Here is a 10,306-nt window from a genome sequence, read left to right as displayed (position 1 = left end):
GCCCGGTGCAATACCGGACTCACTTTTATCAAGCTGCCTAATGAAATAACCGTGTCTAACTTTTAGGGGTCACTTCAAACGGATGGCTTATTTTATTTTTGCTTAGCTTGATTTTTTCCCAAATGCTGGCGATACCCCATGCCCAACTTAAGAAATTGGTAGTTCCCCAAAACGAAGAGAATTTTCGTTTTGAGGACACTTCAAAATATTAGCTTGAGGGCATGGGACTGAACCCCTACTGCTTTATTTTAATAATAATTCTTTTCATACAATAAAACCCAGTTATCAGTCTAAACCATTTTTTAGATCTAACAATAACAAGTGTACATTTTTACCTATCAGATAGTCTCTTTTATTCTAATTTCTTCATTTCTTTCAGCCGTTCTATATCCTTTTCTGAAGCCTTTTCTATTTTATACAATTCATAGCTACCCTTTGTCTCATTTATCACTACAAATTCAATTTCATTCCGAATATAGCTTTTAGTTTTCCCTTTTTTATAACCAATAACATTATCTAATATAGTTTCCCCACTATCTTTTTTATATAAATTATAGCTAACAGGCGGACGACCAATTACATACTTATTATCAGAAAATCCGACTATATCATCCCTTCCTAATCCTGTCGAAACACTCCAGACAAAAATAATCTGAAATATAGAAAAAGCAACAATACCGCATATGAAAAAAAATAGGATTGATTTAAAAAATAACTTTAAAGATATCCTTCCCAAAAACATTCCCTCCCATTTCACCTCGGGATAGCAAGAACAAAACGTGAATTTTGTACGCTAAGGAACCGAATTTTTTAGATTTTTGAAATCAGTCCCCCGTCAGTGCCATAAGAAAAAGAGTTACCGCAGTAACCCTATTGCTTATAATATACGTCACTAGGAAAAGCTATGGATGAATAAAGTCAATCTATGAAATTTCCCACAATCTTTTAACCTCCACCAATTCCTGTCCATTGAATTCCATTCTATATATATCTGGCTTTGATGTCTGTAGTAAAAAATTCAAATCATACTTACTGTCATAATACCCCATCATCAACGTCATAATAGCTCCATGAGTGCCTACTACTACTTTCTGTCCTCGATAGGTGTTTAATAATTCTTTTAAGACTTTTATAGCACGTTTCTGACAGTCGACATTAGACTCTCCTCCCGTTAAAGCAAAGTCGGGGTCTAAAAATGACTTTTCTATCAAAGGAAATAATTCTTTATCCGACATTCGTTCCTCTTCAGCAATAAAAATTCTCTCTTTTAATTCTTCAAATACTAAAACTTCTTGTCCTATTTGCTTCGCTAACTGCTGAACAGTTAGAATTGAACGATTGTATGGACTCGAGATAACAACGTCGATTCCCTCACCTTGTAATATATCTGTTATTCGTTGAACATCTAATTTCCCTTTTTCGGTTAATCCTCTTGATGCTTCTTTTCCAAACTTTGGTGAATCTCCGTGTCTAACCATATATATGAAAGTTTTCATAATTACCTCCAGTTTTTTTAGGTTTCTTTATTCTGTATATAGCTTATATTAATTAAAAAGAACTTTCCCAATGACCATAACTAATAATTACTATAAATCCTTCTGCATGCGATATCTTAAATACCTTCCTTTACAATTCCGTGAATGTAAATGTATGAAAACAAAAGAACACGTAAAATGGAGAGCTAAAAAATACGAGTTCTGTTCTAGCTCGTATTTCATTTTCTAATTAATAATTCGTTTGCATATTCACGAGCCCAATGATCGGCGTCTAATACTGTTTCCAAATCTGGATTTGCAATGCTATGATGAGCTTCAAGAGTAGAATAAATTGTTTTTTCAATATCAAAAAATGAAATTTTATTTTGTAAATATAGCGCATTTGCAATTTCATTTGCTGCATTTAAGACAGCTGGTGTTGTACCACCAATTTTTCCTGATTCATACGCATAATGTAAGCAAGGGAATTTTTTGAAATTTGGTTTTTCAAAGTGTAGGCTAGCTATCTCTAGTAGATTTAATTTTTTATAATTTGATTGTAATCTAGTTGGATAATGAAATGCATACTGAATCGGCATTCTCATGTCAGGGGCACCGAGCTGTGCCATGATGGATCCGTCTATAAATTCAACTAAGGAATGAATAACACTTTCTTTATGAATTAAAACATCAATTTTCTCATACCGGATATCAAATAACCAACGTGCTTCCATGACTTCAAAGCCTTTGTTCATTAATGTAGCTGAATCAATGGTTAGTTTTGCTCCCATTAACCAGTTGGGATGCTTTAAGGCATCTTTAGCTTGTAAGATTTCCATTTCCTCACGCGTTTTATCTCGAAATGCACCGCCTGAAGCAGTAACAATAAGCCTCTCAATTTCTTGAGTATTTTCCCCATTTAAACATTGAAAAATGGCAGAGTGCTCACTATCTACTGGAATTAAGCGGCAGCCGTTTCGTTTCGCTAAATCTGTCACAATATGCCCTGCTGCAACTAATGTTTCTTTGTTCGCAATTGCTATATCTTTTTTCGCTTTTAATGCTTCAATTGTTGGAAGGAGACCAGAGACACCGACAACTGCAGATAATACAAGATTAGAATCAGGGTAAGTTGCAATTTCAATTAATCCATCTGTTCCATATGTGACTTTTGTGTCCGTAGAAATTCGCTTCCGAAGTGCATCTGCTAAATCTTTTGTGCTTACGCTTACAATCTGAGGGTGAAATGTATGTATTTGTTGTTCGAGAAGGTCAATATTGTGATTTGCTGTTAAACCAATAATTTTAAAATGTTCTGGATGAGAAGTGACTACATCTAATGCAGACGTACCAATTGAGCCAGTTGAACCAAGAATTGAAATATATTTTACCATGATAATTCCTCCAAAGTTGTATAATCCCTCTTTACACACTTATTCTACGATTCTATAGAAAGAATAGTGTATATTTCATTTTAGGTATTATATTATATTGAAATTTTATTCAATCTTTCCTGTGATTGACTACTAGTTCTAACAAACAGACCGTTATATAGGAAAAATGCCCCTATTATTACAATCATACCAATATAAACAGACATCATCGTAGGAATTAAGAATGCACCGACGATAATAGTCATTCTTGCAATTAGGTCCGCCCCAATATCTGATAGGCCCGCAAAGGCTGAATATGATCCTCTCTTGTCAGCCGGAATCATATTAGCTTGTTCTGCATTTCTGATTGGTGAGTAGACAAGTTCACCAACAGTAGCAATAAAGTTAAAAATAATTAGTACGTACCAAGTGTTTGAAGATGTTACTGCCACATAGCCTATCCCATAGAGCACAAGACCTAAAAGTAACGCTTTTTTCCCACTTATATGATCTGTAAATCTATTTATAATAAATGTTAAACATACTACTAAGAGCATATTTTGTATGTTAAGAATACTTAGCATCCTCACTCCTACTATTTCAAAGTTCCCAATGCTTATTGGATTGAATGTTTCTGAAAGTCGTACACCAATATAACTGTTTAAAGAAAACTCTGCTGCAAATATGCAGGTAGACCCTATTACAACTCTTAAAAATGCTCTATCTTGAATAGCAATCTTATAATGTTGAATTAGATCAAGTACTATATTTTCCTGCCTTTTTTCTAAGCATTCTTTAACTTCTGTAACTAGCCAAATTTTATAAGCGATCGGTACTGTAGCAGAAACACAAGTCAGTAGTATAAACAACTCTTGTTGATGATTAATGTACAAAAAACCACCTAATGCTGCACCAATTGCCATAGAAAGATTCATAAGCCAATAGTCAATTGTATAGACAGCCTTTCGATTTTCCGGTGTAGTTGAGTCTATGATGATAGCCTGCATGGATGGACGCCCAAGACTGCTAGTTATTATAAAACCTACATAAGCGATTGCAAATAACCAAATCATCTTATCTGTCGGATATAAGCTTAAAGTCATGAATAAAAACATCAAAGTACTAGAAAAAGAAGTTAACAATAAGATTTTCTTTCTTTGAAATCGATCTGAAATGTAACCTCCAATTAAATTTGAAAAAAAACTTAACATAACCGTTAAGATTAAAAATAAACCAGCCCATACTTTATTTATTTCTTGAGCAAAAAACAATGCCATAAAAGGCATTACTGCTGATGTAACAGCACGATTAAAAAATGATGTAATTAAGCGTACTTTTATATTTTGTTCAAATTCTTTCCAATTCATCGTATCTCCTCCCCTTGTCTAATGTTATATTAAACTAGACTTATCAAATTAAAAATGGACACCTTCAGAAAAACATGTCCACTTATAAAAGGAGCTAGGAAAATGGATAAAACTTTACTAAACCTATGGCAATCATTTTCTTCTGGAAATATAAAAATACAAGACCTAGCAGATTTTTTAAATTTAAGTACAAAGCAAACAGTACGTTACTTACATAAATGGATGGATGAAGGTTGGCTAACGTTCATTTCTGGAAAGGGTAGAGGAAACCCCTCCTCTCTCCAATGGTTGAAAAATATAGAACAAATCTATGAGTCACAAGTAATGGAAATTATGGACCAACAGCCTGTTGAAAAAAGTAGTAAATATTTACTATATAATTGGTCTCCAAACAGTAAACTACGCTTAATGACTAAGTTTCATTCAAAATTTGGCTATATACATAATTCAGATGACAAATTAATTATTCCTAGAAGGAAGCCCTTTTTAACAACACATCCGCTCGAAGCTGCCGATGTACATAGTGCACGTATTGTTGCGAATGTTTTTAATCGACTTGTTTATATGGATGAAAAGGGGAACATATTCCCTGAAATAGCTCACAGTTGGGATTTAACTCAATCTACGCTTAGACTATATTTAAAAAAGTCTATAAAATTTCATGATGGATCCATTTTAACAGCGTCTGATGTGAAATTATGTCTCTCAAAATTACGCAGTCATACATACTATAAAGACTTATGGGCACCCATAGAAAAAATAGAAGTTGTATCACCATTAATTATTGATATACATTACCCAAAGGGGTGTAGTTATTGTTTACAAATGTTATGTATGATAAATACAAGTATTTATAAAGAAAATAACGGTCAAATCATAGGAAGCGGTGGTTTTTATATAGGAGAGAATAGCCTGGAGAAAACATCATTGATAGCATTTCATGATTATTTTCAAGAAAGACCTTTGCTAGATACAGTAGAATTCATTCAGGTCCCTCTGGAATTTGATACTATTTATCAATCTTCCAAACACCATAAATGTAATTCTACTTTTCAAGTAGAAAGGAATTCCGGTTTTGGCGTTATAATTATGAATGCTTGGCGCGATTCTTCCATTCAGCACATAGATGTTCGTAATTACTTACATTCTATTATCGCTAACAATATAAATCATATTCATGAATATGATTCTCAAAAAATCCCAAATATTAAAAGCTGTTTAAAAGACATAGATCATCAAATCAATATCCCAAAAAGAAAACGTCCTGAATTTAAAGAACCACTTATTATAAAAGCTACTCAGTATACAGAAGCAACCACAAAATGGTTAATGAATATCTTAGAAAAAGAAAATATACCTTTTCAAGTTAAATGGGTTCCATTTGAAAACTATCTTAGGGATGAAAAACTTAATGAACAAGTCGACCTTTTTATTCATGGTGAAGTATTCGAGATGAATCAAGAGATATCATTTTATTATTTTTTAACAGCTAGATATTCACCATTGGCTAAAGTTTTAAAAACAAATAAATCACTAAGAAACCAACTATCTAAATACAAACATACACATTTTGAAGAGTGGTCTTTACTAAATAAGAATCTTGAAAAAGAACTGATAGAATCCTCTATTATGATTCCCTTATACTATGATACACGTCAAATTCCTTTTTCATCAGATTTAACGAATATTAAGATGAAATATTTTGGGTATGTGGATTTTTCTCAACTTTGGATAAGACCTTTAATTTAAAAATCGCAAGAAACCTAATCCAGTAGAAGCAGGCGATTTGTGTTTATGTAATCTTGGTTACTTCAATTTAGGAGACTTACAAACTATTCATGATAACAGGTCTACTACATCTCGCGGTTGAAGCTACATACACAGATTTATATCAAGAACCCTGAGCCAGTTTTGAGCATTAGGCTTACTTTTCTCCAAAAACTTTTCTGGACTTATAGCTAGCTTTATTATCTTTATTTACAAGGAACTGGTTATGACAACTACATTCAATTTTTCAAAAGAAAATCCGTTGCTCAAATGCGAACAACGGACCTTCTTTATTTGAACCAATTTAAAACATCCTCGGCAATCTCTTCTGGTCTATCCCAATGCATTAGGTGCCCTGTATCTCTATAAAGCTTAGTCGTAATATCAATATGCTTCCTAAATTCCGCAATCTGCAATTCTCTGATTTTCAAATAATTATCTGGAAGATCGCAATACAACAATAAAATATCGCTTTTAATTTTATGAGATTTCAACGTTTTATACACAGTATATTGAAACTTAATTACACTTCTAGCTGTATCGCCAGTAGCATGCCATTTCACTTTATTATCTTCTTCTCGCATTAAGTCATAAACCGCACGTTCTATTAATGGTGACCACCTGCTGTAAACCATTTTTTCTGATTGGATGAATGCTTCTTTACTGTCAAAAATGTATTCATCAAAATCTTTTTCGTAATGGGTGATTTCTTCTTCTAATGATCGCGGTGGACACTCTCCTTCTTTCGCACCTTTATATAGCTTCGCAAAATAATCTGCATTCATTTTGCCATGATGATAACCACCATCTAACAATACCATTTTATTCACTTTTTCTGGACATTCTGCTGCATAGTGAAGCGCAACGCTTGCTCCCCATGAATGTGCTACTATATGAAATGTGTCTTTTCCTAGTTGCCCAAGTAATGCTACTACCCATTTTGTTAAATGAGATGCACCGTAATCTTCATCCTTCCCGAAACTTGGTGTTTTCCCATGTCCAGGTAGATCAAACGATACAATATGAAATTTATCTTTTAAAAGTTCCGCTATTTCTATAAAACTTAATTTTGTACTTCCTAGACCATGAAAACAAATGATTTGAGGATTACTTTTATCTCCCCATTCACAAACACTTGCTTTATATTCGCCAAATTCTACAAAAAGTGATTCATTTTTAATCTCCTCTAATTATTAGATATAAATTAGTTTGAATACGAAATTATTTTTTCTGTATAAATAGATTCAATAAAATTATCCAAATCCCTTTTTCGTAAATGATTTTTATAGAATACGAGAGTTAGAAAGCACCAAATGCTTACCATTTCAGTTAATGGTTAGACTACATCTTCACGCCTATAAAATTAATATAGTTTAATAATTGTACTATACGTTTATCGTATGTGTGATTTCTCAAAGTTCTATCCAGTCCATTTTTTGCTATTTGTTTTCTTTCTTGTACATGTTCCAAATAATACTCCGCTTTTTGTATAAACTCCGGTGCACTATTAAACGTTTCTATTTCAACACCTGGTATGTAATGCTTTGCTACATCTGGTCGTATATCAGTTAATTGAAAAGAGCCTACGGCATTAATTTCAAACGTTCTATTATTTACTGAATAAGCTTGGATATTTGCAGCATTACAATTCAATTCCTGATCATTTGGTGAACGGTGTAAATTTATATTGATTTTAGTCGATACGTAAAATTGTAACGCATCTTCATACTTTGCAAGTGGAAAAAGTTGTATTTTATCCTTTAACCTTTCGTAATTCTTTAACTTCTCCCAACCGAATCCCACAATTTTTATGCTTTTTTCTGCTAAATACTCTGAAATAGAATCAACAAAGGTAAGTCTATTTTCAAATGCTGTGCCTATAAAACTAAGATCATACTTATATGTATCTTCTTTCTGAGAAGGTTTAAACACATCTTGATTTGCTGCTAACGGAAGATGAAACACATTATTACATCCTAACGCCCTATAAAACTTGATACAATTTAAATCTTGCGTAAATATGTAATCATAATACGGCACAAGATGTTGTGTTACATCCGTATAATAAGGATCATCTGTCAGCCAAAGTCCAGTAGTAAAACCTGCACTCTTTATTACTGGCATGACACTAATAATACCCTCGTTTAAACCACCGAGTACCAAAATAAAATCCGGTTTCATTTTTAATGCGGTTTCTATCGCTCGTTCTGGATTCACCATAATTGTATTACTGTTTACCTTTTGTAAACTATTCAAAATTGCTGCTTCGATCATTGGGTAATAAAAAGGAATTCCTGATTGAATAAATAAAATTTTCTTAGGCGTATTGTCTTTCATGTCATCCCCCCTATTTCTACATAATCAAAGTGCACGAAAATTAGCAGTCTTTATTCATTTTATGACATCTTACTTTACATGTATAAGCAACGTTTATGTCCATTATGTTGCACTTCCCCTCATTTTACAGACTAATGAGATTTTGGAAGCTGTCACGAAAGGAATAAAATTAGGTTATATTCAGCCCAATTATTAAACATAGAGAATGAATACATAAAAAAAGAGCCTGCTCGTATAAGTTGGCTCTTTCTCTTTTGCAATATTAAATACGCTATACAGCAAAAAAACTATGATTACGGTCAAATTACTTCCAAACAACACCTCGCCGCTCATATTCCATTCTATATTCAACAGCAGCTGCAATTTTAGGACTTGCGAATCTTTCCGTGATCCAAAGTCCTAAATCAACTCCTGAAGTAACTCCTCTTGCGTTAATAACATTCCCTTGATCCACAATTCTGTAAGGAAGCAGTTCTGCTCCATATTCACTCATTTCATTCTGCGCCAAATGATGCATTGTCGCCTTTTTATCATTCAATATACCGGATGCAGCTAGTAACATACCTCCAGTACAAACTCCAGCAACAATCGTTCCTTCATTGTGCATCTCTCTAATTATTTTAGTCAAAGTACCAAGCTCAGCTTCCTTTCGCGCCCCATGTTCAGCTTTATGATTCCAGCCACCACCAGGCACAATTAATAAATCTGGACGATTATCCATTCGTAAAAAATCATGTAGTTTGATCGTAACTCCAAATGAAGTAGTAACTTCTTGTTTTCGTTCACTTGATACGAGTTCAACCGTAAATGGAGCCCCTTCTTCTATCGCTCTTTTCAGTACTTCAAAAGGTGCAAAGGAGACAAGTTCTCCGAAACCGTCAAACAATACAATTTGTATTTTCATTTTTTGAACACCTCATATGCTTTCTTTTTCGCATCCAAAATTAAGAGAATAAATGTTATCTACAAATTAACAATGAAGATTGTCTTTCTCCTCTCACTCTATAAACTTCCAAATGTTTTTCCAATTCCCTCTCATCACTTATTACAAGTAGCGTTTTCTTCACAAAGTTCCAATTTAAACTACCGGATAACCATAATAATGAAGAAAGCCTTTTATAATCATTTGATGTTAAAATATTATGGGCCTTATACCCTTCTAAAAATGCTCTAGCAACTTTCGAACATACTTCATGCGACTCTATTCCTTCTGTCCGGGAATACCATTTTATTAAAAAGGCTAAACCTTCAATACGATCTACATATCCAATCGATTCAAAATCTACAATCCCTTTTACACATTGATTTGAATCCCATATGACATTTAAAGGATTTAAATCAGTTTGTACAATAAACTCCAAATCACTCGTATGTGCGCATTCTATATGATACTTAGCTAAATCCATATATATCTGCAATTCCTTGCGTGTACCACCCTTATTTTCTAATAATCTTATAAACTCACCATATCCATCTAAATGAGATTTCTTTTGAAAAATCGGGCTTTGAAACGTACTAGAAATATCATGTATCTTTCTTGCTTCCTTTCCAAAGACTTCTGCCATCGTTTCTGTACAATAAGTGACATGTTCCCCTTCCATCCAAGTAGACAATACAAACCGTTACTGTTCCTCATTCCAAGTGAGTAATGTAAAGGACTCTCCCGCCCTATTCTCCTTAATCTGCATAAATGGAATTCTATGCTCTCGTAAATAATACGTAAACCGCACTTGCTCTTTCAATTGTTCATTTGATAACGTCCCAAAGGCCGGATTGATTGTTCGATCGCTATTTATAAACCGTGCTGAGTACCGATCTCCATTTACGATGATTTTATAGTGTAGATCGGTATGCCAACTGTTCTTATGTAATTCTTCTTCCACTACTAATGTATGGATTTCTTTAAAATAATTTATTAATATGTCTTTTATTATTTGTTTCATCCTTTTTTCCTTTCATGTGAAAACCCTCGATGATAGGTTTGTAA

General features: G+C 33.3%; 8 protein-coding genes and 1 pseudogene. 1 reads left to right on the top strand and 8 read right to left on the bottom strand.

What is annotated here, in order from left to right; all coding sequences use genetic code 11:
* Window positions 1-352 precede the first annotated feature (352 nt).
* The 4 genes from JDS99_RS11275 to JDS99_RS11260 all read right to left on the bottom strand — a co-directional run bounded on the left by JDS99_RS11275 (window position 353) and on the right by JDS99_RS11260 (window position 4,215).
* Window positions 353-736 (bottom strand): hypothetical protein, encoded by a 384-nt coding sequence (locus JDS99_RS11275; RefSeq protein ID WP_199695098.1) that lies wholly within the window; start codon window positions 734-736, stop codon window positions 353-355.
* A 187-nt stretch (window positions 737-923) separates the two neighbouring features.
* Complete coding sequence (locus JDS99_RS11270) at window positions 924-1,496, bottom strand: histidine phosphatase family protein (protein WP_098858021.1); 573 nt, start codon at window positions 1,494-1,496, stop codon at window positions 924-926.
* A 218-nt stretch (window positions 1,497-1,714) separates the two neighbouring features.
* Complete coding sequence (locus JDS99_RS11265) at window positions 1,715-2,869, bottom strand: 1-deoxy-D-xylulose-5-phosphate reductoisomerase (protein ID WP_199695097.1); 1,155 nt, start codon at window positions 2,867-2,869, stop codon at window positions 1,715-1,717.
* 92 nt (window positions 2,870-2,961) lie between these two features.
* Window positions 2,962-4,215: an MDR family MFS transporter gene (locus tag JDS99_RS11260; protein WP_149212257.1), complete on the bottom strand. Its 1,254-nt coding sequence runs from the start codon at window positions 4,213-4,215 to the stop codon at window positions 2,962-2,964.
* Between the two features lie 102 nt (window positions 4,216-4,317).
* On the opposite strand from JDS99_RS11260, the gene JDS99_RS11255 reads away from it, so the two are divergent.
* Window positions 4,318-5,964, top strand: a complete 1,647-nt coding sequence (locus JDS99_RS11255; RefSeq protein WP_199695096.1) for an ABC transporter substrate-binding protein — start codon at window positions 4,318-4,320, stop codon at window positions 5,962-5,964.
* A 308-nt stretch (window positions 5,965-6,272) separates the two neighbouring features.
* On the opposite strand, the gene JDS99_RS11250 is transcribed toward JDS99_RS11255, so the two are convergent.
* The 4 genes and pseudogenes from JDS99_RS11250 to JDS99_RS11235 form a co-directional block, all read right to left on the bottom strand.
* Window positions 6,273-7,163, bottom strand: a complete 891-nt coding sequence (locus JDS99_RS11250; RefSeq protein ID WP_199695100.1) for an alpha/beta fold hydrolase — start codon at window positions 7,161-7,163, stop codon at window positions 6,273-6,275.
* 160 nt (window positions 7,164-7,323) lie between these two features.
* The gene (locus JDS99_RS11245; protein WP_199695095.1) at window positions 7,324-8,319 is read right to left on the bottom strand and encodes a CgeB family protein; all 996 of its coding nucleotides are present in this window, start codon (window positions 8,317-8,319) and stop codon (window positions 7,324-7,326) included.
* A 304-nt stretch (window positions 8,320-8,623) separates the two neighbouring features.
* Window positions 8,624-9,223, bottom strand: a complete 600-nt coding sequence (locus tag JDS99_RS11240; RefSeq protein ID WP_147787810.1) for a DJ-1/PfpI family protein — start codon at window positions 9,221-9,223, stop codon at window positions 8,624-8,626.
* Window positions 9,224-9,278: 55 nt separating this feature from the next.
* Window positions 9,279-10,262: pseudogene (locus JDS99_RS11235) on the bottom strand (phosphotransferase enzyme family protein).
* Window positions 10,263-10,306 lie beyond the last annotated feature (44 nt).

It is taken from the genome of Bacillus cereus group sp. N6, from assembly GCF_016483705.1.
Taxonomy (GTDB): Bacteria; Bacillota; Bacilli; order Bacillales; family Bacillaceae_G; genus Bacillus_A; species Bacillus_A wiedmannii.
The sequence above is the reverse complement of the archived record's forward strand: the minus strand, read 5'-3'. Positions and strand labels throughout refer to the sequence as shown.